This window comes from Nonomuraea sp. NPDC003727 (assembly GCF_053586935.1).
The window spans coordinates 1-22834 of sequence record NZ_JBSFNE010000036.1; the positions used below are offsets into that span (position 1 = coordinate 1).

At 71.0% G+C, this 22834-nt stretch carries 23 protein-coding genes; 14 read left to right on the forward strand and 9 right to left on the reverse strand.

Going from position 1 to position 22834, the window contains the following annotated elements; genetic code table 11:
* The 4 genes from ACWDLG_RS43475 to ACWDLG_RS43490 form a co-directional block, all read right to left on the reverse strand.
* The coding region (locus ACWDLG_RS43475; protein WP_449931270.1) for a class I SAM-dependent methyltransferase at positions 1-1214 on the reverse strand (1214 nt) is incomplete at its 3' end.
* 3 nt (positions 1215-1217) lie between these two features.
* Positions 1218-2567, reverse strand: coding sequence for an FAD-binding oxidoreductase (locus ACWDLG_RS43480; protein ID WP_449931371.1), 1350 nt, complete (start codon positions 2565-2567; stop codon positions 1218-1220).
* Between the two features lie 157 nt (positions 2568-2724).
* The gene (locus tag ACWDLG_RS43485) at positions 2725-3693 is read right to left on the reverse strand and encodes an NAD(P)-dependent oxidoreductase (RefSeq protein WP_449931272.1); all 969 of its coding nucleotides are present in this window, start codon (positions 3691-3693) and stop codon (positions 2725-2727) included.
* 91 nt (positions 3694-3784) lie between these two features.
* A complete protein-coding gene (locus ACWDLG_RS43490; RefSeq protein WP_449931274.1) occupies positions 3785-5302 on the reverse strand; it encodes a protein kinase domain-containing protein in 1518 nt (505 codons plus the stop codon).
* A gap of 116 nt (positions 5303-5418) precedes the next feature.
* Here ACWDLG_RS43490 and ACWDLG_RS43495 point away from each other — a divergent pair, with 116 nt between their 5' ends.
* Entirely contained in the window at positions 5419-6519 is a 1101-nt protein-coding gene (locus ACWDLG_RS43495; protein WP_449931276.1) for a CaiB/BaiF CoA transferase family protein, read from the forward strand.
* Here the strand turns inward: ACWDLG_RS43495 and ACWDLG_RS43500 are convergent.
* Positions 6494-7720: an FAD-dependent monooxygenase gene (locus tag ACWDLG_RS43500; RefSeq protein WP_449931278.1), complete on the reverse strand. Its 1227-nt coding sequence runs from the start codon at positions 7718-7720 to the stop codon at positions 6494-6496. The two genes, ACWDLG_RS43495 and ACWDLG_RS43500, sit on opposite strands and share 26 nt — an antisense overlap.
* 66 nt (positions 7721-7786) lie before the next feature.
* On the opposite strand from ACWDLG_RS43500, the gene ACWDLG_RS43505 reads away from it, so the two are divergent.
* The 5 genes from ACWDLG_RS43505 (at position 7787) to ACWDLG_RS43525 (ending at position 10735) form a co-directional block, all read left to right on the forward strand.
* Entirely contained in the window at positions 7787-8317 is a 531-nt protein-coding gene (locus ACWDLG_RS43505) for a TetR/AcrR family transcriptional regulator (protein ID WP_449931280.1), read from the forward strand.
* A gap of 68 nt (positions 8318-8385) precedes the next feature.
* A complete protein-coding gene (locus ACWDLG_RS43510; protein ID WP_449931282.1) occupies positions 8386-9210 on the forward strand; it encodes an ABC transporter ATP-binding protein in 825 nt (274 codons plus the stop codon).
* On the forward strand, positions 9207-9977 hold the full coding sequence (locus tag ACWDLG_RS43515) for an ABC transporter permease (protein ID WP_449931284.1): 771 nt from the start codon (positions 9207-9209) through the stop codon (positions 9975-9977). The genes ACWDLG_RS43510 and ACWDLG_RS43515 overlap by 4 nt, the downstream gene beginning before the upstream one ends.
* 42 nt (positions 9978-10019) lie before the next feature.
* A complete protein-coding gene (locus tag ACWDLG_RS43520; RefSeq protein ID WP_354916703.1) occupies positions 10020-10214 on the forward strand; it encodes a helix-turn-helix transcriptional regulator in 195 nt (64 codons plus the stop codon).
* The gene (locus ACWDLG_RS43525) at positions 10211-10735 is read left to right on the forward strand and encodes a hypothetical protein (RefSeq protein ID WP_449931286.1); all 525 of its coding nucleotides are present in this window, start codon (positions 10211-10213) and stop codon (positions 10733-10735) included. Before ACWDLG_RS43520 ends, ACWDLG_RS43525 begins: the two co-directional genes overlap by 4 nt.
* 22 nt (positions 10736-10757) lie before the next feature.
* Here ACWDLG_RS43525 and ACWDLG_RS43530 read toward each other — a convergent pair whose 3' ends face one another.
* Positions 10758-11210, reverse strand: a complete 453-nt coding sequence (locus ACWDLG_RS43530) for a GyrI-like domain-containing protein (RefSeq protein ID WP_449931288.1) — start codon at positions 11208-11210, stop codon at positions 10758-10760.
* A gap of 135 nt (positions 11211-11345) precedes the next feature.
* On the opposite strand from ACWDLG_RS43530, the gene ACWDLG_RS43535 reads away from it, so the two are divergent.
* A complete protein-coding gene (locus ACWDLG_RS43535) occupies positions 11346-12785 on the forward strand; it encodes a GuaB1 family IMP dehydrogenase-related protein (protein WP_354916618.1) in 1440 nt (479 codons plus the stop codon).
* Here ACWDLG_RS43535 and ACWDLG_RS43540 read toward each other — a convergent pair.
* Positions 12749-13288, reverse strand: a complete 540-nt coding sequence (locus ACWDLG_RS43540) for an SDR family oxidoreductase (RefSeq protein WP_449931291.1) — start codon at positions 13286-13288, stop codon at positions 12749-12751. The genes ACWDLG_RS43535 and ACWDLG_RS43540 overlap by 37 nt on opposite strands.
* 121 nt (positions 13289-13409) lie before the next feature.
* On the opposite strand from ACWDLG_RS43540, the gene ACWDLG_RS43545 reads away from it, so the two are divergent.
* Both ACWDLG_RS43545 and ACWDLG_RS43550 read left to right on the forward strand, forming a co-directional pair.
* Positions 13410-13784 (forward strand): FKBP-type peptidyl-prolyl cis-trans isomerase, encoded by a 375-nt coding sequence (locus ACWDLG_RS43545; RefSeq protein ID WP_449931293.1) that lies wholly within the window; start codon positions 13410-13412, stop codon positions 13782-13784.
* A gap of 305 nt (positions 13785-14089) precedes the next feature.
* Positions 14090-15616, forward strand: a complete 1527-nt coding sequence (locus tag ACWDLG_RS43550; RefSeq protein ID WP_449931295.1) for an ATP-dependent DNA ligase — start codon at positions 14090-14092, stop codon at positions 15614-15616.
* Positions 15617-15805: 189 nt separating this feature from the next.
* Here ACWDLG_RS43550 and ACWDLG_RS43555 read toward each other — a convergent pair whose 3' ends face one another.
* Complete coding sequence (locus ACWDLG_RS43555; protein WP_449931297.1) at positions 15806-16345, reverse strand: hypothetical protein; 540 nt, start codon at positions 16343-16345, stop codon at positions 15806-15808.
* Between the two features lie 101 nt (positions 16346-16446).
* On the opposite strand from ACWDLG_RS43555, the gene ACWDLG_RS43560 reads away from it, so the two are divergent.
* The 4 genes from ACWDLG_RS43560 to ACWDLG_RS43575 all read left to right on the forward strand — a co-directional run bounded on the left by ACWDLG_RS43560 (position 16447) and on the right by ACWDLG_RS43575 (position 20369).
* Entirely contained in the window at positions 16447-17142 is a 696-nt protein-coding gene (locus tag ACWDLG_RS43560; protein WP_449931299.1) for a class I SAM-dependent methyltransferase, read from the forward strand.
* Positions 17143-17489: 347 nt separating this feature from the next.
* Positions 17490-17915: an NUDIX hydrolase gene (locus ACWDLG_RS43565; protein WP_449931301.1), complete on the forward strand. Its 426-nt coding sequence runs from the start codon at positions 17490-17492 to the stop codon at positions 17913-17915.
* A gap of 130 nt (positions 17916-18045) precedes the next feature.
* Positions 18046-18645, forward strand: coding sequence for a histidine phosphatase family protein (locus tag ACWDLG_RS43570; protein ID WP_449931303.1), 600 nt, complete (start codon positions 18046-18048; stop codon positions 18643-18645).
* 971 nt (positions 18646-19616) lie between these two features.
* Positions 19617-20369, forward strand: a complete 753-nt coding sequence (locus ACWDLG_RS43575) for a septal ring lytic transglycosylase RlpA family protein (protein ID WP_449931305.1) — start codon at positions 19617-19619, stop codon at positions 20367-20369.
* 1177 nt (positions 20370-21546) lie between these two features.
* On the opposite strand, the gene ACWDLG_RS43580 is transcribed toward ACWDLG_RS43575, so the two are convergent.
* Positions 21547-22107, reverse strand: coding sequence for a DUF1707 and DUF4870 domain-containing protein (locus ACWDLG_RS43580; protein WP_354916604.1), 561 nt, complete (start codon positions 22105-22107; stop codon positions 21547-21549).
* A 195-nt stretch (positions 22108-22302) separates the two neighbouring features.
* Here ACWDLG_RS43580 and ACWDLG_RS43585 point away from each other — a divergent pair, with 195 nt between their 5' ends.
* Entirely contained in the window at positions 22303-22644 is a 342-nt protein-coding gene (locus ACWDLG_RS43585) for a hypothetical protein (protein WP_449931307.1), read from the forward strand.
* Positions 22645-22834: the final 190 nt, after the last annotated feature.

Consider the following 22834-nt stretch of genomic DNA (forward strand, 5'->3'; position numbering starts at 1 on the left):
TCCCTGTCGAGCTTGACGCCCAGGACCTGGTGCAGCTGCACCTTGTTGCGCTCGAAGCCGACGATGCAGCCGGCCATGTAGAGCCGCCACACCCTCGCGGTGCCCTGGCCGACCTCCTGGAGGGCGTCCTCCCAGTTGTCGTCCAGGTTGTCGCACCAGAACTTCAGCGTGCGGGCGTAGTGCTCGCGCAGGTTCTCCTCGTGACGGACCTCGAAGCCGGAGTTCTCCATCATCGAGATGAGGTAGCCGGCCGACTCGAGCTCGCCGTCGGGGAAGACGTAGCGGTTGATGAATCCGCCCTTGTTGATCGTCTTCTCGGTGCTGGTCGGGCGGGTGATGCAGTGGTTGAGCAGCCTGCCGCCGGGCCTGAGCTTGCCGTACAGGTCGGCGAAGTAGCCGGGCAGCTGCTCCTTGCCGATGTGCTCGGTGAGGCCGATGGAGCTGACGGCGTCGAAGTCGCTCTCGGCGACGTCGCGGTAGTCCATGAAACGGACCTCCGCCAGGTCCTGCAGCCCCGCGTCCACGATCGCCTTCTGCGCCCACTCGGCCTGCTGCCTGGACAGCGTGACGCCGAGCGCCTTGACGCCGTACTCGCGGGCGGCGTGCATCACCATGCCGCCCCAGCCGCAGCCGACGTCGAGCAGGCGCATGCCCGGCTTGAGGTCGAGCTTCCTGGCCACCAGGTCGAACTTGGTGAACTGCGCCTCCTCCAGCGAGGCGTCCTCGCGGGGGAAGACGGCGCAGGTGTAGGCCATGGAGGGGCCGAGCACCCACTCGTAGAACCGGTTGGAGACGTCGTAGTGATGGTGGATCGCCTCGGCGTCACGCTGCTTGGCGTGGCGCGAGCCGAGCCTGGCCAGCGTGCTCCTGCGCATCTCCTGAGGCGGCGGCGGAACGCGCATCAGCAGCGGCTTGGTACCCAGCGCCCGGACGGCCTCGATCTTCTCACCGAGCGTCAGGTCGTTGGTGGTGATGTTCCACATCCGGTCCAGCAGGGTGTACATGTCGCCATGGACGTCGATGTGCCCCGACACGTACGCCCTGGCCAGGCCGAGCTCTCCGGGCGCCTGCGCCAGATAGGCCACGGCGATGGGAGACTTCACCTCGATGCGCACGTCCGCACCGTCGGGACCGGCCTTGCTGCCGTCGTAAGCCATGAACGCGATGTTGGTGTCCGCACCAACGATCTTCTCAAAGATGCTCGCGAGAGCCATCTCTCACCTTCCCCGCACACACTTGTCGTACAGGTCCAGCAGGCGACCGTTCCGGTCGTATTCCCGCTTGACCGGCCAGTAAGCATCGCCGTTGTACAGCTTCCAGAACTGTTCGCGGGCGTAGAACGAGGTCGAGTACAGCGACTTGTGGCCGTCGAGATGGTGCACCTCGTTCTCGATCAGCCGGTTGTAGTAGCCGTCGAACTGTCCGCGCGGCAGCGGGACCAGGCCCCAGAAGCCGAAGTTGACGTAGAGCTTGCCCGTCTCGAGCGGGTACAGCGGCCAGGCGCTCGACGAGCGCAGCGGGCACATCCAGACCGGGGTCATCCCCACCTTGGCGTGGAAGAACTCCAGGAACTCCGCGCCCCGCTCGATCGGGGTCTCCACGTCCTGGATGACCGACTCCTGGACGGGAGCGCCGCGCCACCTGTCGACCCTGGCGACCACGCCGTACCTGCGGTCGAGGGCGACCAGCTTGCGGTAGACGTCGGAGCGCATCCACCGGCGCGGCATCAGCGAGCGCACCAGCGGCTGCTGCACGCCGAAGGCACGCGAGCACCAGAACCAGTCGGTGTCCCAGCGCCACAGGTAGTCGCGCACCGTCAGCCAGTCGCGGCCGCGCTTCCTGATCGACTGGTAGTAGATGCGCATCCCGGTGTAGTCGGAGGTGTACGGCGCGCGCTCGGCGAAGCGGCCGAGCGTGATGTACATCTCCGTGGGGTCGAAGAACACCCCGTCCACGAAGTCGACCGGCTCGCCGTCGTGCACCATCTGCTCGCAGATCTCCTGCATGGCCAGCATGCATTTGGCCGCGTCGGTGAAGCGCAGATGCGTCAGCCTGACGTACGGCTGGACCTTCTTCAGCCTGATGCGGATCCTGAGCGCGTAGCCGAGCGTGCCGTAGGAGTTGGGGAAGGCCCGGAACAGCTCGCGGTGCTCGTTGTCGTCGCGAGCGACCACGACGCGGCCGTCACCGGTCAGGATCTCCATCTCCTCGACCGACTCGTGCGGCAGGCCGTCCCTGAAGCTGGTCGACTCGATGCCGAGCCCCGTGACGGCGCCCCCGAGGGTGATCGTCTTCAGCTGCGGGACGACGTACGGCATGAGCCCGTGGCGCAGGGTGGCGTCGACCAGGTCCTCGTAGGTCGTCATGCCCTGGACCTCGGCGGTCATCGTGTCCGGGTCGACGCTGATGACCTCGTCGAGGTCGCGGGCCGACAGCTTGGCGGCCTTGCCCGTGTCGCGGAACCTGAACAGGTTGGAGGTCGCCTTGGCCAGCCGGGGAGCCGCTCCCTCGGGAATCTCGGCGTAGGACTGCCGGATCTGTTCGACGGCCCGCTGGTGGGCCGACATCGTTGTCACAGAAACACCCCCAGAAGCTGCGATCGAGATCGTCCGTAAGACGGTATCTCCCTGATCCAGCTCGGAACAGGCCGGGGTGGTTAAACCCCCGAAAACTTCCTAGCGTCCCAGGTGAAACCCCTACGCGGACGGCGAACCGACGGAAACACTACTGACCTGATACGTCGCGTCTGCGGACCCGCGCGGGCGCGTCGTTGACCACGTTGGCGACCGGCCGCCCGTCGAGCGCGGCGGTCAGGTTGGACAGCACCGCGGCGATCAGCCGGACGGTGGACTGGGGCGTGACGCCCGCGACGTGGGGAGACAGGAGGAGGCCGTCCAGTCCGCGCAGCGGGTCGCCGTCCGGCAGGGGCTCGCTGTCGAAGACGTCCAGCGCCGCGCCCGCCAGGTGCCCCTCGCGCAGCGCCGCGGCCAGTGCCCGCTGGTCGACCACGCCGCCTCGGGCGGCGTTGACGAGGAACGCGCCCTTCTTCATCGCGGCGGGATCGACGAGTCCGCGCGTCTGGTCGGACAGCGCGATCACCACGACCAGCACGTCGGAGGTGGCGACGACCTCGTCGAGCGGGGCGTGGCCGGAAGCGCGCGGTGTGCGCGTCCAGTGGGAGACCTCGCAGCCGAACGCCGCGAACAGGCGGGCGCAGTGCTCGCCGATCGGGCCGTAGCCGACGATGCCGACCCGGGAGCCCGACAGTTCGCGCGGGCCAAGGTCGAGCTGCGGCCACCGGCCCGCGCGGACGGCCGCGTCGGCGGCGACCAGGCGGCGGGTCATGGCGAGCGCGGCGCCCACGCACCATTCGGCCACCGCGGTGGCGCTGACGCCCGCGGTGTTGGCCAGCGGCACCCCGGCCGCCGACAGCGCGGCCAGGTCGTGGCCGTCGACTCCGACGGACGGCTGCTGGACGAAGGCCAGGCGCGGGGCGGCGGCGACCGCGGCGGCGTCCATGGCCAGGGTGCCGCTCCAGTCGCCGAGCACGACCTCCGCCTCGGGGAGCGCGGCGTCCATCGCGGCCCTGTCGCGCGCGGTCACGAGCGTGATGCGCTCGCCGAGCGGGGCGAGCAGGCCGCCTATCGCCTCGGGCGGCAGCGGGGCCAGGGCCAGCAGGTTCCAGGGAGTCATGGGCCCGACCCTAGGACGCGGCCCGCCCCCTGACCACACCTGGCCGTCGACCCTTCCCGCCCACCCGCGGACAGAGTCGGCGGCCCGCCCGTCAGCCCGCCGCGGTGAAGCTGCCCATCACCTGGCGCATCATCCTGCCGTAGCGGCGCCACTGCTCGTCGGCGACCGTCCACGACACCACGTACGCCGTGTCGCCGGCCACCGTCGCCCGCCGTACCTCGTGGTAGAGCCGGCCCGCCGTCGCCCACGGGTGCCCGGGGGCGGCGGTCCAGGTGAACTCCCACTCCACCGCGCCCTGCACGGCCTTGCGGCGCAGGGTGCGCACGTCCGTGGCCGCGGTCATGCTCTCCTCCGCGTCGCGCAGGATCTGGTGCGGGTCGAGCGTGGCGTACTGCTCCTCGACGCCGAGATGGGCGGAGCGGTCGGGGCGGGTCCACTGCGTGTAGGCCTGGGCGCGGGCGCCCTTCCACCGGGTCGGCCGCTGGATCGACCAGCCGTCGGGCGAGGTCCACAGGCGGGTGAGCGCGACCGGCCGCCTGGAGGGGGCGGGGGTGGCCGACGGCGTCGCCGAGGGGGCGGGGGTGCCCGTGGCCGCGACCGGCCGGGTGGCGGCGGCCTGCGGCACGCGCGCGCTGCCCTGCGCCTCGTCCGGGGAGAGCTTCAGGTAGGCGCCCGCTCCCACGGTGACCACCAGCACCGCCGCCGCGGCCGCCATCAGCGTCGTACGGCGGCCGCGCCGGGCGGGACGGTCGTCGTCATCGTCGTCGAGGTTCTGCTTGGCGGCCTGCTCCTCGATGATCCGCTGGAGCAGCGTGTCGGCCTCGGCGGCGGTCAGCCGCTCCTCCGGCTCCTTCTTCAGCAGCCCTTTCAGCACGGGGTGGAGGGCGGGCGGGATCCTGCGGTAGTCGGGCTCCTCCCCCAGCAGCGCCGAGAGGGTGGCCATCGGCTCGGCGCGGTCGAAGGGCGAGCGTCCGGTGAGCGCGGCGTAGAGGGTGGCGCCGAGCGACCACAGGTCGGAGGGCGGGCCGATGTCGTCGAGGCCGCGCACCCGCTCGGGGGCGAGGAAGGCGGGCGATCCGGTGACCATGCCGGTCCTGGTGAGGGAGCTGTCACCCTCGGCGGTGGCGATGCCGAAGTCGGTCAGGACCGCGCGGCCGTCGTCGCACAGCAGGATGTTGCTCGGCTTGACGTCGCGGTGCAGGATGCCCACCTCGTGGGCGGCCTTCAGCGCCGACAGCACCTGGCGGCCGACCTCGGCGGCCTCCCGGACGGGCAGCGCGCCCTGGGTGGCCACGACCTCGTCGAGGCCGGGGGCGCGGACCAGCTCCATGATGATCCACGGGCGGCCGTCCTCCTCCACGACGTCATAGACGGCCACGACGCTCGGGTGGTTGAGTCTGGCCGCCGTACGCGCCTCGCGGGCGGTGCGCATCAGGTGGCGCTCCCTGTCGGCCTTGGACAGCTCGGGCGGGAGTAAGACCTCCTTGACCGCTATCGACCGGTTGAGCAGCGTGTCGTGGCCCTCCCAGACCACGCCCATGCCGCCTCTGCCCAGCTCACTGGCCAGGCGGTAGCGGTGGGCGATCAGCTGATCGGATTGCGAAGCCATAAGGCGCAAGTTTCCCATACCCCTGACAAACGTGCGGGTCTGTCCGTCGGACCGAGCGGCATGACGATCTTACTGGGACTGTCGCCGCGCGGCCGTACCGAATAAAGTTCTTGAGCATGACTCAGGGACCGCTGGCAGGGGTGAAGGTGCTGGAGCTGGCCGGGCTGGCGCCCGGGCCCTTCGCCGGGATGATGCTCGCCGACCACGGGGCCGAGGTGCTGCGCGTCGACAGGGTGGCGGCCGTCTCCGACCGGCCGCGCACGGACGTGATGGACCGGGGCAAGCGCACCATCGGGCTCGATCTGAAATCACCGGAGGGCGTGGCGGCGTTCAGGGACCTGGCCGCGCACGCCGACGTGGTCATCGAGGTCTTCCGGCCCGGCGTCGCCGAGCGCCTGGGCATCGGGCCCGCCGACCTGCACGCGATCAACGAGCGCCTCGTCTACGGCCGCATGACCGGCTGGGGCCAGGACGGCCCGCTGGCCGCGACCGCGGGACACGACATCGACTACATCGCGATCTCCGGGGTGCTGTCGACGCTCGGGCGCGCCGGCGACAAGCCCACGCCGCCGATCAACATCCTCGGCGACTTCGCCGGCGGCGGCCTCATGCTCGCCTACGGCGTGCTGCTGGCGCTGTTCGAGCGCGAGCGGACCGGCAGGGGCCGGGTCGTCGACGCCGCGATGGTGGACGGCGCGGCCCTGCTGTTCGCGATGTTCTACCGGTCCGGATGGGGGCCGCGCGGCACCAACCTGCTGGACACGGGAGCCCCGTTCTACGACACCTACGAGACCGCCGACGGGGGCTTCATGGCCCTCGGTGCGCTGGAGCCGCAGTTCTGGGCGGAGTTCGTGGAGAAGGCGGGGCTCGGCGACCTGCCCGACAGGAACGACCCGGCCCAGTGGCCCGCGCTGCGGCTGCGACTGGAGGCGGCCTTCAAGGAGCGGACGAGGTCGGAGTGGGAGGCGGTCTTCGCCGGTTCGGACGCGTGCGTCTCGCCCGTGCTGTCCATGGCGGAGGCGCCCGATCACCCGCACAACGCGGCGCGCGGCACCTTCACCAGGGTGGGCGAGGTCGTCCAGCCGGTGCCGGCGCCCCGGCTGGTCGGCGTGCCGGCACCGGATCTCGCCCCGGCCACCAGGCTGGCGGACCTGACGGCCTGGGGCCTGGACGGCGAGCGGGCGGCCAAGCTCAGGCAGGGGGGCGTGCTGGCGTGAGGAAGCTGTAGTCCTTCGGCTCGAAGGTGTCGTGCATGCCGAGGTTCGCGCCACTGCGCCTGGTGACCGCCCTGGTGAGGGCGACGGGCAGGCTGGTGACCAGGCGCGCGCCGTTGACCAGCGCCCACGTCCCCGCCCTGCTGGTGGGGATGAGGCGCTTGGCGGCGGTGACGGCGAACTCGCGGCTGCGCCGTACGTAGTCGGCCATCTCCCGCTCGTAGGCGGCGAAGGCGCGGGTGTGGTCGCCCTTCGCCGCCGCCAGTTCGCCCGCCAGGATGTAGGCGCCCACGACCGCGATGCTGGTGCTGCCGCCGACCGCGGGTCCCGGGCAGTAGGCGGCGTCGCCGACCAGCGTGACGCGGCCCCGCGACCAGGTCTCCATGTGCAGCTGGGTGATGGAGTCGAAGTAGAACACCTCGGCGCGGTCGACCTCGTCGAGCAGCCTGGGCGTCTCGTCCCAGCCCAGACCCGTGAAGTGGGCGCGCAGCAGTTCCTTCTGGCGCGCGGTGTCGCGGTAGTGGTAGTCGAGCTGCTCGGCGGGCCGCAGGAAGAAGAAGGCGCGCGCGTCGTCCATCTGGCGGGCGCTGTAGACGCCGATCATGCGGTCGACGGTGGGCAGGCCGATCATCCGGTCGCTGAGGCCGAGGTAGTTGGGGATGGTGGCGACCGCGATGTAGGCGCCGAGCCAGTGCGCGTAGCGCGACTCGGGGCCGAACACCAGCCGCCGCACGTTGGAGTGCAGGCCGTCGGCGCCGATCACCAGGTCGAAGCGGCGCGGCTCGCCGCGTTCGAAGGTGACCTGTCCGTCGTCGGAGATCGAGGTGATGGAGTCGCCGAAGACGTACTCCACGTCGTCCCTGGTCGCCTCGTAGAGGACCTCGCTGAGGTCGTCGCGCATGATCTCGACATGTCTGTCGGACATGCCGCCCATCAGCCTGGCCACCTCGATGGTCACCGGTTTGGCGGAACCCTCCCTGAGCATCGTGATCCGCTCGGTGCCGGTCTTCCTTCCCATGATCGCGTCGACCACGCCCATGCGTTCGACGATGTCCATGGCCGGCTTGAACAGGTCGACCGCGTGGCCGCCCGCCTTGCGCAGGGCGGGCGCCCGCTCGACGACGGTGGGGGCGAAGCCGTAACGGCTGAGCCAGTAGGCCAGCACGGGGCCGGAGACGCTCGCTCCGGAGATCAGGATCTTCATCAGGTCTCCTTACTTATCGATAAGTAAGCATAGCTGTTTACCGATCGATAAGTAAGCTGGGGTGTCGTGGCACAGGGAAAGACCAGAGAACGCATCCAGCAGGTGGCCAGAGAGCTGTTCATCGCGCAGGGGGTGCAGCGGACCAGCCTCCAGGAGATCGCCGACCGGCTGGGGATCACCAAGCCGGCGCTCTACTACCACTTCGCCTCGCGCGAGGAGCTGGTGCGCAGCATCATCGTGCCGCTGATCGAGGACGGCAGGATCTTCCTCGAGCAGACGACCGCCCGCCCCGACATCGAGCCCCGGTCCCTGCTCGAGGGCTACTTCGACTTCCACTTCAGGCATCGCGACATCCTCATGGTCGCGGTGCGCGAGACCTCGATCCTGAACGACCTCGGACTCCTGGAGATCGTGTCGGAGTGGCGGGAACGGCTCGGCGCCATGCTCGTCGGCGTCGACGCGCCCCTCGCCGCGCAGGTGCGGGCCGTGGTGGCGCTGGGCGGGCTGGCCGACTGCACGTGGAGCTTCCGCGATCTGCCCGCCGAGGTCGTGCGCCCGCTCGCCGTCGACTCCGCCATGGCGGCCCTCGGCCTCTGACCCTCAGGCGGCATCACCGATGCCATAGAGCTTGTGTCGAATGTAGTAGACCTACTACATTCACGAGCATGAGTACTGTGGTGAGCGTCCGCGGGCTGCGGATGTCGTACGGCCCGCGCGAGGTCCTGCGCGGCGTCGACCTCGACGTGAGACGCGGGGAGACGGTCGCGCTCCTCGGCCCCAACGGCGCCGGGAAGACGACCACGGTCGAGATCCTCGAGGGCTTCCGGCGCCGCACGGGCGGCGAGGTGCGGGTGCTCGGCCAGGACCCCGCCACCGGCGGCGACGCGTGGCGGGCCAGGCTGGGCGTGGTGCTGCAGGACTGGCGCGACCACCCCCGCTGGCGGGTCGCCACGCTGCTCGACCACGTCGCCGCCCACTACCCCGACCCGTGGGACACCGGCGAGCTGCTGCGGGCCCTCGGCCTGAGCCGGCAGGCGGCCGCCCAGGTCGGCCGGCTGTCCGGCGGCCAGCGGCGCAGGCTCGACGTGGCCCTCGGCATCGTCGGAAGGCCCGAGCTGCTCTTCCTCGACGAGCCGACCACAGGCTTCGACCCGGAGGCGCGCAGGGAGTTCCACGACCTGATCCGCGGCCTCGACACGACGATCGTGCTCACCACGCACGACCTGGCCGAGGCCGAGAAGCTGGCCGACCGCATCGCCATCCTGGTCGACGGGCGGATCGCGGTGTTCGGCACGCCGGCCGAGCTGGCCCATGCCGTACAGGCGCCCTCGCTGGTGCGTTGGCGGGACGGCGCCGAGCACACGGCCGAGCCGTCCGAGCTGGCCTGGCGGCTGCACCAGCGGTACGGCGGGCCCGTCCCCGGACTGGAGATCAGGCGCCCGACCCTCGAAGAGAGCTACCTCAACCTGGTGGAAAGGACCGCGGCGTGAACACGTTGGCGCTGGGCGTGAGGCGTGGCCTCATCGAGCAGGGCTCGATCATGCGGGACGGCAGGGAGCTGGGCGGCCAGCTCGTGGGCATGGTGACGTTCGTCCTGATGATGCTGTGGATCGGCGACAACCCCGCCGGCGGCGGGGTCGGCATGGGCGCCTTCATGGCGGTCGGCTTCATCGCCTTCACCGTGTTCTCGGCGGGCACCATGTCGCTGCCGATGCTGATCGCCGCCGACAGGGAGGAGGGGGCGCTGCTGCGGCTGCGCGCGATCCCGAAGGGCGTGCCGGTGTACGTGACCGGCAGGGCGTTCTCGCTCCTGCTGCACATCGCGGGGCACTCGGCGGTCATGATGGCCCTCGGGGCCGCCTTCGGCGGCCTGCGCGCGCCCTCCGACTGGCTGACGCTGCTGTGGGTGCTCCCGCTCGGCACGCTGGCCGTGGTCCCGCTCGGCACGGCGATCGGCGCCATGCTGCCGAGCGCGAAGACCGCGGCGGCGGTCATCGGGCTGCCGACCATGCTGCTGATGCTCGCGTCGGGCGTGATGGTCCCGCTGCGGATGATGCCGGAGGCGGTGCAGTGGATCGGCCAGGCCTTCCCGCTCTACTGGCAGGCCCACGGGCTGCGGGCGGCCTTCTTCGACTCGGCGGCGGGCGAGCTGCACGGCACGTGGGAGCTCGGGACCGCGGCGACGGTGATGGGCGCGTGGGCGCTGGCCGGTATGGTGCTGGCACCGTGGCTGTTGCGCAGGGTCACCCACAGGTGAGGATTCCCGGTGTCGAACGAGGTCGTCTACAACAGGATCCCGATGCTCAGGGCCGAGCGCGGGATCTCCCGCAAGGACCTGGCAGCGGCCCTCGGCGTCCACTACCAGACGGTCGGCTACCTGGAGCGGGGCGAGTACAGCCCCTCACTGTTCCTCGCCCTGAGGATCGCCGAGTATTTCGAGGTGCCGGTGGAGGTCGTCTTCTCGCTCCGTCCGTTCGCCAGGCTGGGGTCGTGATGGACACGTGGGAGAAGCGTCGCGAGCGCCTGGAGAACCTGCCCGCCGGCCGGCTGTGGGCCACCAGGCCCGCCCGGCGCCGCCTGGTCGCCGTCGCGGTGGCCGCCCTGGTGCTGCTGTGGGCGGGGCTGGTGGTGATCGCCCGCTACGCGCCGAGCGACCTGGCCCGCAACGTCTACCTGTCGATGTTCGGCATCAGCCTGCTGGCGGGGCTGCCGGTGACCGGCTGGCTCCACGCGGGCACCAGGGGTGTGCTCTACCTGCCCGAACGCTTCCTCGACGAGCGGCAGCTGGCCGAGCGGCGCAGGGCCTTCACCTCCGCGCACCGGGCGACCAGCCTGGTGCTCGGCTCGCTGCTCGTCCTGGCCAACCTCTGGAGCTTCGAGGGCGGCCGGCTCACCTTCACCGTGCCCGTGGCCCTGCTGGCGCCGCTGGCGCTGACGCTGTTCGTGACGCATTACACGATCCCGCTGCTCGTCGCCGCGTGGCAGGCCACGGACCCGCCCGACGACGACGAATGACCCCGCGGCGCCCGCCGGCAGGTCAGACCGCGATGTAGAGATCGGCGCCCGCCGGGTGGTGCACCTCCAGGTCGGTGGTGAACGACCTGGCGGGCGTGCCGCCCGACTCGCTGTGCTTCCACACCCGCTGCCACGCCTCGATGATCGCCTGCGGCATCGGCCCCCTGGCCTCCGCCTTCAGCGACTGCCCCGCCGGCACCCGCACCGCGACCATGCCCTCGGGCAGTCGTGGAACGGTCCTGACACCGACCCCGACGATCTGCGTGTACGCGCCGTGGTGGTCGCTCTCGTAGTCGGTCAGCACCGCGTACAGGTTCTCGTCCAGCCGGCCCGGCACGTGCGCGAAAGCCCCCGGCGCACCCGCCCGCTGCCACACCGCCGGCAGCCTCGCCCTCGACGGGTCCATCTCGTCGGCGTTCGTGGTGCGTACGGCCAGCCCCACCACCAGCAGTTCGGACCGCTCAACGATGTCCAACGCGTCCTCCATCCCCCAGATCCGTCCCGCAGATCATATGGCCATCGAAAGGGGGAAAGACCCTGGGTGACCAGCAGCCGCGCTCCTTCTGCACCCGCGTGGACTGTCCGGTTCCGGCAAGTAGGATGGACGAACGTGAAGTTTCTCAACGGACTCGAGCCGGCATACGACCTGACCTACAGCGACGTGTTCATGGTCCCGTCGCGGTCCTCGATCGGCTCCAGGCTCGCGGTCGACCTGTCGACCAACGACGGCACGGGCACCACCCTGCCCCTCGTGGTCGCGAACATGACGGCGGTGGCCGGCCGTCGCATGGCCGAGACCGTCGCCCGCAGGGGCGGCCTCACGGTCATCCCACAGGACATCCCGATCGACGTGGTCGCCGACGTCGTCGACTGGGTCAAGAAGCGCGACCTGGTGCACGACACCCCGATCACCCTCACCCCGCACGACACCGTCGGCGAGGCGCTGGCGCTGCTGCCGAAGCGGGCGCACGGCGCGGTCATCATCGTCGACTGGGACAACCGCCCGGTGGGCGTCGTCACCGAGGCCGACTGCCACGGCGTCGACATGTTCACCCAGCTCTCGCAGGTGATGTCGGCGCAGCCGCTCACGCTGCCGGCGGGGCTCGACCCGCGCGAGGCGTTCGACATGCTGCACGAGGGCCGCCACCGCCTGGCGCCCGTCGTCGACGGCTCCGGCCGCCTGGTCGGCATCCTGACCCGCACCGGCGCGCTGCGCGCCACCCTCTACCAGCCCGCGGTCGACGCCCAGGGCAGGCTGCGCGTCGCGGCCGCCGTCGGCGTCAACGGCGACGTGGCCGCCAAGGCCAAGGAACTGCTCGACGCGGGCGTCGACTGCCTCGTCGTCGACACCGCGCACGGCCACCAGGAGAAGATGATCTCCGCGCTGCGCGCCGTCAGGGCGCTCGAGCCCGGCGTGCCCGTCGCCGCGGGCAACGTGGTGACGGCCGAGGGTGTGCGCGACCTGGTCGAGGCCGGCGCCGACATCCTCAAGGTGGGCGTCGGCCCCGGCGCGATGTGCACCACCCGGATGATGACCGGCGTGGGCCGGCCGCAGTTCTCCGCCGTGCTCGAGTGCGCCGCCGAGGCGCGCCGCCTGGGCCGGCACGTCTGGGCCGACGGAGGGGTGCGGCACCCGCGCGACGTGGCCCTCGCCCTGGCCGCCGGCGCGGCGAACGTCATGATCGGCTCCTGGTTCGCCGGCACCTACGAGTCGCCCGGCGACGCTCGCACCGACGCCGACGGCCGCAAGTACAAGGAGAACTTCGGGATGGCCTCCGCGCGTGCCGTACGGCTGCGCACCGCCGAGGACAGCCCGTTCGAGCGGGCCCGCAAGGCGCTGTTCGAGGAGGGCATCTCCACCTCCCGCATGTACCTCGACCAGCAGCGCCCCAGCGTCGAGGACCAGATCGACGCCATCGTGGCGGGCCTGCGCTCCGCGTGCACCTACGCGGGCGCCTCGACGCTGGAGGAGTTCCACGAGCGGGCCGTCGTCGGCATCCAGAGCTCGTCCGGCTACACCGAAGGCATGCCGCTGCACCAGAGCTGGTAGGCGGCGGGCTCCGTGACGGCGCTGACGGCGACGCCGCGCGGAGCCAGTTCCACCGCCAGCGCCGCGCACAGGCTCTCGACCGCCGCCCGCATGGCGGCGTCGAGAGCGTGGCGGGCCTGCTCCGGCACCAGCACGACGATCGACGAACCGCGGCCCATCAGCGGCAGCAACCGCCTGATCACCCCGGTGACGCCGGTGAAGTTCGCCTCGACGAGATCACGCTCCGCCCTGGCGGAGACCGACTCGAAGGGCGCCTGCGTCGCGCCCGTCGCGGCGGCCACCAGCAGGTCGATACGGCCGTAGCGTTCCTCGACGGCCGTCGCGAGCACGTTCAGCGCCATCGGATCGCCCGGGTCCAGCGTCAGCACCAGGTCGGCGGCCGGCCTGTCACCCGGCGAGCGGACGCCCACGACGACGGTGGCGCCCGCCGCCGCGACCGTCTCCGCGACATCCTTCGCCGCGCCGATGATCACCGCGACTCGTCCGCTCAGCGACGTGGCCATGCGATCAGTTCACCACGGAACCGGCACGTCCGTCGAAGGCCCCGCCGGCGTCACCGCCAGGGTGCGCCGCTCGCTGCCATAGAGTCGGTGGGTCAACCAGACATCCATCAAGGAGAACATCGTGGCACTCGAGAAGCCGGAGATCGACTTCCCGGAGGGCAACCCGCCTGCCGACCTGGAGATCGTCGACATCGTCGAGGGGGACGGCCCCGAGGCCAAGTCTGGACACACCGTCCAGGTGCACTACGTCGGCGTGGCCTTCTCCTCCGGTGAGGAGTTCGACGCGTCGTGGAACCGCGGCACGCCGTTCGAGTTCCCGCTGGGTGGCGGGCGCGTCATCGCGGGCTGGGACCAGGGCGTGGCGGGCATGAAGGTCGGCGGACGGCGCAAGCTCGTCATCCCGCCGCACCTCGGCTACGGCAGCCGCGGCGCCGGCGCCCGCATCAAGCCGGGCGAGACGCTCATCTTCGTCGTCGACCTGCTCGGCGTGCGCTGACCCCGAGTATGCGTGGGGTACGGCCCGCCGTACCCCACCACCCTCTCCTGCGCGCGTAACCTCCTTCTTCGCTACGCCCGCGCGCCGACCACGCCGGTTCCCCGCCCGGCAGTCCCGGCAAAGGCGCGCTCCCGCCGCGCTACACCCGCCGGCCCCCTGCGCATGAGCCACCACGGCTGCACCCCGCATCCACCGCCCCGCGCCGCCCGGCCGGCTTGCCGCCGGGAAGCACCTCCAGCGGTCGGCCCGGGCGGCGACGAGGTCAGGGGCGACTTTTGTCGGTTCCGTAGGGCAACATAAGCGGTGTGCTGCTGATCGACGTCGTCCGTGTCTCCGAGGCCGTGGCCAGGACCTCCGCCCGTCTGGGCAAGATCGGCCACCTGGCCGAGCTCCTCGGCCGGGTCGGCGCCGACGAGGCGGAGATCGCGATCGCCTACCTGTCGGGCGAGCTCCCCCAACGCCAGATCGGCGTCGGCTGGCGCACGCTGCAGGACCCTCCGCCGCCCAAGCTCGTCGCCACCGCCACCCTCACCGACATCGACGCCCTCCTGACCCGCATCAAGGCCGTCTCCGGGCCCGGCTCGCAGGCGGCCCGGAAGGCGCTGGTCGAGGAGCTGTTCACCGCCGTCACCAGCCAGGAGCAGTCGTTCCTGCTGCGCCTGCTGTCCGGCGAGCTGCGCCAGGGCGCGCTCGACGGCGTGATGATCGAGGCCGTCGCCAAGGCCTCGGGCGCGCCCTCGGCCGACGTACGGCGGGCGCTCACGTTGCGCGGCTGGCTGCCCGCGGTCGGCGCGGCCGCGCTGTCGGGCGGCGTCGAGGCGTTGCGCGCCTTCAAGCTCGAGGTGGGCCGCCCGGTCGCGCCCATGCTCGCCGGCAGCGCGCCCAGCGTCGCCGCCGCGCTGGAGAAGATCGGCGGGCAGGCGGCGCTGGAGTGGAAGCTCGACGGCGTCCGCGTCCAGGCACACCGTTCCGGCGACGAGGTCAGGGTCTTCACCCGCACCCTCGACGACATCACCGACCAGGTGCCCGAGCTGGTCGAGGCGATGCTCGCGCTGCCGTCCGCCGACCTGGTGCTCGACGGCGAGGTCATCGCGCTGCGCCCCGACGGCCGTCCCGAGCCGTTCCAGGTGACCGCGAGCAGGGTCAGCAGCAAGACCGACGTTCCCAAGCTGCGCGCGCGGACGCCGCTCAGCGTGTTCTTCTTCGACGCGCTCCGGGTCGACGGCGCCGACCTGCTCGACCTGCCGTACGCCGAGCGCCAGGAGAGGCTGGCCGCCACCGTCCCCGCCGAGCTGCTCACCCCCCGCCTGGTCACCGGCGACCTGCCGGCCGCCGGGTCGTTCTTCACCGAGGTCGTACGGCGGGGCCACGAGGGCCTGGTCGCCAAGTCCCTCACCTCGGCCTACGCGGCCGGGCGGCGCGGCGCCGGCTGGATCAAGATCAAGCCGCGGCACACCCTCGACCTGGTGGTCCTGGCCGCCGAGTGGGGCCACGGACGGCGCGAGGGCAAGCTGTCGAACCTCCATCTGGGCGCGCGCGACCCTGACAGCGGCGAGTTCGTCATGCTGGGCAAGACGTTCAAGGGGCTGACCGACGAACTGCTCGCCTGGCAGACCGAGCGCTTCCTGGAGATCGCCGACGGTCCCACCGACGGCTGGACGGTCGCGCTCCGCCCCGAGCTGGTGGTGGAGATCGCCTTCGACGGGGTGCAGCGCTCGCCCCGGTATCCAGGCGGCATGGCGCTGCGGTTCGCCCGCGTGCTGCGCTACCGGCCGGACAAGAGGGCGGAGGAAGCCGACACGGTCGAGACGGTCCGCTCGCTGATGCTGTAGGGGCGCGGGCTCACGGGGATTCGCGCCGAACTTCTGGCGACCGCCGTGGCCCGGATGCGCCTGGGCACGCCGCCACCGCCGTTCACCACGGCATCGCCGTCGGTCATCACGCCATCGGCGCCGGGCCGGTGGCCGGCCGCCCGCGTCACTGAAGCCGCTTCCGCTCCAGCCGCGCCTTGTCCATGTCGGTCAGCACCACGACGCCCTGGTCGCCTGACACAGCGCCCTCGGGCGGTCAGTGTGACGGGACGCGAGAACGGGCCACCTCATCAGGGCGTCGGTCGCCACGGGTGTCGTGTCCGCCGAGTGCTCCCGCTGGGTCAGCGGGTCGATGCCGCACAGGGCGCAGAGCACCGCGTCCGGCGAACGGCAGGGATCGAGCAGGAGCCGCCTGACCGCCTGGTAGTCGTAGGCGTTGCGGTAGTAGCCCTCACCCGACTCCCGGTCGTACAGATGCCGGTCCCGCCACGGCTTCTTGAAGTCGTCAAGGGTCGCCCGCAGCACAGGGCGTCCCGCTCCACTGATCCGCTCCGCCAGCTCATGCCCGAAGCTCGTCTTGCCAGAGGCGGTGAAGCCGTCGATCCCGACCAGCAGCCTGCCGTGGCCGAGGGACAGGATCCGCTGGGCGATCTGCTCGACGAGCGCGTCCCGCTCGGGAGACAGCCGAGGCGGGCGCGGCTGCTGCCACGTCGAGACCGACCGATGCACCTCTGCCCTCGGCGATCCCATCGGGTCACCCTGATCGCTCCAGGATCAGGAGTCACGAGCGGGACCGAGAGATCGACGTTAAACCGTTCGCAGTCGGCCACAGCCGCCGCCATGATGTGCTGATGCCCCCGAAGACCGCCTATCACGACGCGCTTGGAGACTACTTCGCCGAGCACGCCGGCATCAGCCCGTACAACGCCTATACCGATCGGCCCGCGACGCTGGAACTCGTCGGTGACGTCGCCGGCTCGAAGGTCCTCGACGTCGGCTGCGGGGCGGGGCACTACGCGGCCGAACTCCTGGCGCGCGGTGCCCAGGTGGTCGGCGTCGACGGCAGCGGCACGCTGCTGGGTCACGCGCGGGCACGGGTGGGTGAACAGGCCGAGCTCCTGCTCCAGGACCTGGAGGAGCCGCTCGACTTCGCCGATGACGCGTCGTTCGACGGCGCCGTCTGCGCGCTGGTGCTGCACCACGTCGCTCGTCGCGCGCAGTTGCTGCGTGAACTGCGCCGGGTGCTGCGGCCAGGAGGATGGCTCGTGGTCTCGACGACCCACCCGGCCGCCGACTGGCGCCATTTCGGCGGCTCCTACTATGCCGATGACTGGGTCGAGCTTCCCCTGCAAGACAGCGGGTTGTCGATCCGCTTCCAGCGGATGCCGGTGGAGACGTTCCTGGGCGAGCTGCTGGCCGCCGGGTTCGTCCTGGAACGGCTCGTCGAGCCGCGCCCGGTGCCCGGCCTGCGAGAGGTCGACGAGGCGGCCTACTGGAAGCTGCAGCAGGCGCCGTCCTTCCTCGCCGTGCGACTTCGCCGTCCTTGACGCACGGGGGACTTGGGCGTCCCGGGCCCCACAGGGACCTGAGCGTCCTTGCCAGAGAAGGCCTGAGCGTCCTTGCCAGACGGGGCCCTGAGCGTCCCTGGCCGCAGGAGGGCTTGGGCGGCCTCGGCCACGGCGGGGCTTGGGCGCCCTTGGCCACAGCGGGGCCTGGGCGTTTTGGCCACGGCGGGGGTGACCGGCGTGGTCCCGGCCGGATCGGGCTGCTCGGCCCTGCCTGGCACTGGTGAGTCGGCAGGACGCGGTTCCGAGTGGATGACGTCAGGCCGTACGGAGCCATCAGCCCTTGGGCCCGGCCAAGCACCAAAGATCATTTTTGGGATGATGGAGGGATGTCTCGTCCGCGAATCCGCGTCGCCGCCTGCGTGATCCGCTATCGGTCCACCCCGGAACTCCTTGTCTTCGATCACGTCGGCGCGCCCGACGCCGGCACCCAGGTGCCGGCGGGAGGGGTCCGGCCTGGCGAAAGCCTGGAGCAGGCCGTCCTTCGAGAAGTCGAGGAGGAGACCGGCTTGACCGCGGTTTCCGTCGTCCGGCCCATCGCGGTGGATGACAGGCCGCGTGCCGATGACGGGCAGCCGCGGCGAACGACGTTCTTCCACCTCACCGCCCGTCCGGACAGCGCTGATGCCTGGCACCACCGCGTTCGCGCTGACGGCGAGGACGCCGGCCTTGAGTTCGCGTGCCGCTTCGTCCCACTACCTCCGGCAGGACCGTTGGCCGACGCGCAGGACGCGTGGCTGAGTCGCGTCGACTGACGAAGCCGACCTGGCCCCGGTGACGGTGTGACGTTCGTGGTGGCGAGCCACGCTCATCAGAGATGTCCGTGTCCGCGCGTCATTGTCGATAGCGTCCGAGGGGACGGATTCCGGAATAATGGCCGCAATCATGCCCCGCTACCTCTACCTCACGCGCCACGGTGAGGCCACTCCTGACGAACAGGCCCTCACCGCGAACGGCCGCCGCCAGGCCGCGTTGCTCGGCGAGCGGCTCCGTGACGTCCCTTTCTCCGCCATCCATCACGGCCCGCTCCCCCGGGCCGCGCAGACCGCCCGTCTGATCGGCGAGCATCTTCCCGGCGTGCCCCTGCGCCCGTCGGAGGCCGCTGGGGACTACGTCCCCTACCGGCCGGACAAGAACGAGCTGCCGCCCGAGGCCGCCGAGCGTTACCTGGGCTTTCTGGAGCAGTTCCCCGCGGACGAGGGCGACGACCTTGCCGCGCACGCCCTGCGCGTCTTCACGGGTCCGGTGACGGAGGGGACCCGCCACGAACTGGTCGTCACGCACAACTTCCTCATCGGCTGGCTCGTCCGTGCCGCCCTCGATGCGCCGAAGTGGCGCTGGCTCGGGCTCAACCACTGCAACGCCGCGCTGACCGTCATCCGGTACGCGCCCGACCGCCCCGCCTCCGTCCTCTTCTACAACGACATGGGGCACCTGCCCGCCGAACTGCGCTGGACAGGTCTGCCGCCCGAGCTGCGCGTGTAAGCCCCGACCAGGGTGCGACCCCTTGGCGCGGGGTGCCCGGGTGCGGGCCGGGATCGCACAGGATCTCCCGGATCTTCTCGGCGGTCCCGGCCCAGACGAGCGTTGGGCGGGTTCGTCCAGGTGTCGCTCTCCCCTGCCCTGGACGCTCTACCGGCAGGAAGGCCTGAACGACACTCCTCGAAAGCGCGCGGGCCGAGGGTGTCGTGCCGCAGGTCGGCATGTGCGCCTGCCACCGGCTTCCTTGGGTGACGACACCGGCCTTCGGACCCGCACAAGTCCAGCAGTGGATCGGCCTCAACGGGATGGCCCCATACTGCTGGTTCCAGTGGCCCGCCGCGCCGGACGCCGCACGCGATCACGGGCCCCCGATGGCGTCACGATCACGAGGGCTCTGCGGTGCTGCTCGACGGAGCACCGCCGCCTTCAGGCGGACGGAGAAGGGCGTCTCGGTGAACCAGGACGATGAACGCTCGGCCCTGAAGGTATGTCGCGGCCCGTTACCTGATCGATCCGCACGACACCTGGGCTTCGACGACCTGGAGACCACTTCCGGCCCCTTCCCGTGAAGGGCGGCTGTCGTGACGTCGGTGCGTGACGTCGGTGCGTTCGTCCGCGGACTGGCGCAGGGACGGGTCTGCGACTCGCCTTCCACCCTTCACCGACCGCGTGCGGTGCCCGCCGTTGCCGACAAAACCCAAGATCAAGGGCGTAGTGTCGATCGTCGGCAACCTTTCCATGGGCAAAGTGAGATATTTCACGGTATGTCCCATTAAGTTTCCTTTAAGCACTCTTTGTCACGTAAGTTCGGGTCCATCGCGAGGCGTCACACGTCTCCCTCCAGGATCGGCCGACGCGCGTCCCCCATCTTCACCCGTCTGGCCGGTCCCTGTCCTGTCCCCGATCTAGGACCGTGGTCTCCCTTGGGTCAGCATTCGAGCAAGCCGTCCCGCACGCGCCCGTTGGGCCGTCTCATGGCCCCCGGCAAGCGTCGCTGGACGACCACCGTCGCGGCGGGCGCCGCCGTCCTGGCCGCCGCCTCGACCACCGCCTGGGCCGCCGTCTCGACCGGCGACGCCCCGCAGACCTCCGCCACCGGCCTCGCCGCCGCGAACACCCGGCAGGCAGCGGCCACCCCGCAGGCCACCGCCACCTCGCAGTCCACCGCCACCGCAGCTCCGACGCTCACGCCGTCCGTGACCAGCGCCTCGGCCACGGCGTCCGCCTCGCCGTCCGGGTCGCCACTGGTCGCCACCCCCGCCGCTCCCTCGTCGGCGGCGGTGTCAGGAGAGGGTTCCCGCCCTGCGGTGCCCGCGGACCGCGCGCCTGTCTCCGCCCAGGACCGCGCATCGTCCGCGGACGGCGAGAAGAACAGCACCGCCAAGCAGGCCACCTCGGTCGAGTCCGCGAAGGTCGCCACCAGGTCGAAGGCCCGCGTGATCGCTTCGGGCAGGTGCGGCGCCTCGTTCTACGACGAGCCCCAGATGACGGCCAGCGGCGAGCGGTTCAACCCCTCGGCGATGACCGCGGCGCACAAGTCGCTGCCGCTGGGCAGCAAGGTCCGCGTCATCAACCCCTCGAACGGCAAGGACGTCGTCGTGCGGATCAACGACCGCGGGCCGTACACCGGCGGACGCTGCCTCGACCTGTCCGAGGCCGCCTTCTCGGCCATCGGGAACACGGGGTCGGGCGTGATGACCGTCAAATACCAGGTTCTCGCGCGCTAGCGGTCTGCTCGCTCGGACACCGACTCGCGGCCGGGTCCCGCCGGACGGCGCACCATCGCCTCATTCCCCACCGGCGGCACCCGGCCGCGCCCCCTGTCCGACCTCCGTCCATCCGGCACCGGCCCATCCGACCTCCGATCATCCGGCCTCCCATCAGGCCTCCGATCATCCCGTCTCCGGCCTCTGATCATCCCCTTCGACCATCCGGGCCAGGACGACCCCGAGAGGACCTCGCGGCGGTGGCCGCGGTGGACCTGAGGGTCCTTGTCACTCACCCTCACGCGCATGCACGGCGGCCGCCCCTGGTGACCGCGTCTCCGGTCGAGACGACGATCTCGGCGTGGTCGCTCTGGCTCGTACCCGCCTGGCGCGTCAACCAGTTGGCCGGCTGTCCACCGTCTCCGCCCGCACGTCCAACGTCGTCCCCCGGCACCCTTCCACGCGCGACGGCCCCCGCGGTCGGACACCCTCACACGGTCGACAGCCCCGCCCTCGGACGCCCTCACACGGCCGACGGGCCCCCCACCCTCGGACGCCCTCACACGGCCGACAGCACCACCCCCGGACACCCCCACACGGCCGACGGGTCCCCCCCTCGGACCCCTCACACACAGAGCTGCCGTGCCCCGTGACACGCCGCCGCCCACGCCTGGCGGCCGTCGGGCTGCTGGGCCTGGCCGTCACGTCACTTCCCCTGGCACATCCGACTGCCCCGCCCCGTGACACCCGCGTCTGACTGCCCCCGTCCGCGTGCATGCTCGACGCCCTCACGCCCCTGGACGTCTCACAGCACCCGGCTGTCTCTCCTCGCGCGCACCCTCCACATGCCGACCGCCCCCAGCGTCCGTGTGACTCGCTCGACACCACCCCGATGGCTCTTACGTCCGGCTGTGCCTTGCTGGGCACCCTCCACACGCCCACTGGCCCGCGTCCACATACGCCCCTGCGTCACTGCGTCCGGCCGGCCGTGTCTCCCCCGTTCACGCTGCCCACGCCGACCGCCTCACCCCGAGCGTCCGCATGCTTCCCTGGCGTCACCCCTCATGGTCCTTGCGTCCGGCCGTCCCCCTGGCCACCGGATCGGCCCCGCGTCCATGCCTGGTCCACGCCGGGTTCAGGGCCGGGTTCAGAGCCGGGTTGAGGGCCGGGTTCAGGGCCGCGCGTCGCTACTGGATCACTACTTCACGAGGCGGACCGTCAGCGGGTAGCGGAAGTCGTTCTCCGCCAGCGAGGACACCCCGCCGACGATCGCCAGGACGAACGCGGCCACCCAGATCACCGGCAGCAGGACGATCCCCACGATCGTGAACGGCAGCAGGAGCGTCGCGCCGAGCAAGGTCAGGTGGAAGTTCAGCGCCTCGACCGCGTGCTGCCGGATGTACGGCGAGGTCTTGCCACCCGTGAGCAGCATGATCAGCGGGCCGATGACGATCAGGCCGGGCAGGGCGAGCAGGTGAGCCGCTGCGCCCCCGAGGCGTTCGTTGCTGTCGGCGGGAACACCGTGCGGTCGGGGCGCCGGACGCGGAACGGCCCTGGTCGGCACGGCGATCGACTGCCAGTGGCGTTGCGGGCCGTACAGCTCGGTCATGATGGGCATGAGGTCGCCATGGGTGCGCGCGGTCATGGCCCGGTCGAGGCGCTCCTCGAACTCGTACTTGTCGAACCGTCCCTCGGCGTACGCGGCTTTGACGTGTTCGACGACATGCTCGCGGTCCTCGTGGGTAACGCGCATCTCCATCGGCGGCACCTTGCCGTGCCCCCTGTATGCCGGCGCTGGGGAATGTGCCGATGCCATGGCTGTCGTGCCTTTCGTCGATGGGCGTTCCGATGCCATCGTGCTCTTCGCGCTTCCAGAGATCCATCGGGAGAAACCCCGATCTCTCCCCGATAACACCCCGACGCAGACGAGCGCCGAACGATATAAAAAGGATCCATGAGATGGCGAGATCGCTACGGCTTGCGGCGCTGGCGGGGAAACAAGGTCGCGAAGTTCGACCGTGAAGCGACCGACGCCGATATCGAGGCGCTCATCGCTTTCGCCAAGTCTCGGCGCGGGGTGGAATTCTTCGTCGAACCCGAGACTTTCGCCACCGACACGACCGCTGTCGCCATCGCCGATGACGGCGAGTGGACCCGGCGCCGGGTGGGCTCGCCGCAGGTGATCCGCAAGGTGGCGCGTGACCTGGCGCTGCCCGTGTACGACGTCCAGCTGACCGGATACCCGCCCCGCATGCGGGCCTACAACGAGCGCCGCAAGCGCGAAGACCTGGACTGACGCCGTCCGGTGCACACCGCTCCGAGCGGTGGCTGACGCAGGCGCTCACCGGCGCCACGCCGCACCACAAACTGACGCATGCACGGACCAGTACGACACCGCACCAGAAACTGACGCATGAGCGGACCAGCGCCACGCCGCACCACAAACTGACGCGTTCGTGGACCAGCGCCACGCCGCACCACAAGCT